We start from the raw sequence: 1,485 nt of genomic DNA on the forward strand, positions 1-1,485 counted from the left end.
TTCACGTATAGGAAATTCAAACCATCCGTACCCCTGAGCCGGATGGTGAAATTTTCAGCATTGCGGAATGCCGGGGCTGACATACGCTCTGCGCTCAGGATAGGTGGTGTTTTTTTATACCGATAATGCCTGTTTTACATACGATAACCGTGCAACAGACAGATCTGCCCTGCGTCAGGCCGGCACGTACCGCATCAGGCTTATATCCCGCGCATGCACTTTAAGGGCCTGCACATTCAGACCCGCGATCGCACGACGGTAAGACAGATGCCCACCGCACAGGATGCATTCAAACGGATCGCGGCCCAGGAACTGCTTACTCAGCTGCGCGTAGCACACCTTCACCACCGGCGAAGGTTTCTCCATCCCCAGCGCTCTGTAAACCTGCGGCAGTTTTTCTCCGCACACGCGGTTGGCAAGAAAACCAAAATAGCGCACCATCCGGAAGTGCTTCTCCGGGATATGCTGCTTCAGACGGGCCACCATCTCATGCTGCGTCAGCCTCTCCGTAGCCTGCTTTCCCGTATTGTGGTCATGATAGCGGAAGCTCAGCGTCGCACCGCCGGCGTAGTGCGCCAGCCGGGAACCGGCTATCGGGGGCTTTTTCAGATACCGGCCCAGGTATCTTACGGTGTTTTTGCCACCTGCCGTCTTTTTCGACATGTACACGTGCCAGTAATCGCCACCGGCGGTCAGCACCAGACTGCGCCACTGTGATTCAGTGGTTATGTGCGCCAGCGGGGACGGCAGCGCAATACCCTCTGACCAGACAGCCAGCAGCTGCTGACGGACATTCCACATCCAGCGGGCGCGCAGGACGTCCTTACGGAAGCTGATTTTTCGCCACTTTCCGTGCTCATCAATACCGCCGAAGGTGACGGAGACGTGAACGTGGGGATGCCAGTTAAGACGGCGGCCGTACGTATGAATGGCGCAGAAAATGCCGATATCCAGCCCGCGTTTTCCTGCCGCATACAGCAGATTGTCGACGGCCAGGCGGCAGAGGTCGTTAAGCAGCCAGCGACTGGCTTCAAACAGGGCCCAGAAGGTGTCGGGCAGAGTAAAGACCAGATGCTGCCAGTCGCAGTCCGGCAGCCGGTTAAGCTGCGCGGCAATCCACAGGTCGGTGGCCTTTTTACCGCAGGATGGACAGGCCCTGCTGTGACAGGCGTTGGTGATGTATTTAACATGGTGGCAACCGGGATTATCACAGCCATATTCCTTCACCCCGGTGATGCGGGTGCCGCAGGCCAGCATTTTGGTGACGGCTTCGACTTCGATATCACGCAGGTCGCCAGCCTCCAGAAAGGAAGTCCAGCACTGGTTGGCAGTGAAGAGGGTTTTAAGCGGGCGGGGCTGAAAGCCGTCAGTAGCGGTGAGGGGCATCTGCCAGCATATCCGCTTCGGTGGCATACAAATCGAAATGGCGGCAGGAGTGGCAGAACGAAACATACTGCCACGGTGTGCCGGGGAACAGACGACAGA

General features: G+C 57.4%; 1 protein-coding gene. It reads right to left on the bottom strand.

The window, feature by feature from the left end; all coding sequences use genetic code 11:
* Nucleotides 1-174: 174 nt before the first annotated feature.
* Nucleotides 175-1,386, bottom strand: a complete 1,212-nt coding sequence (locus NG99_RS00005; protein ID WP_034887088.1) for an IS91 family transposase — start codon at nt 1,384-1,386, stop codon at nt 175-177.
* Between the last annotated feature and the right edge of the window lie 99 nt (nt 1,387-1,485).

This window comes from Erwinia typographi, assembly GCF_000773975.1.
Classification (GTDB): Bacteria; Pseudomonadota; Gammaproteobacteria; order Enterobacterales; family Enterobacteriaceae; genus Erwinia; species Erwinia typographi.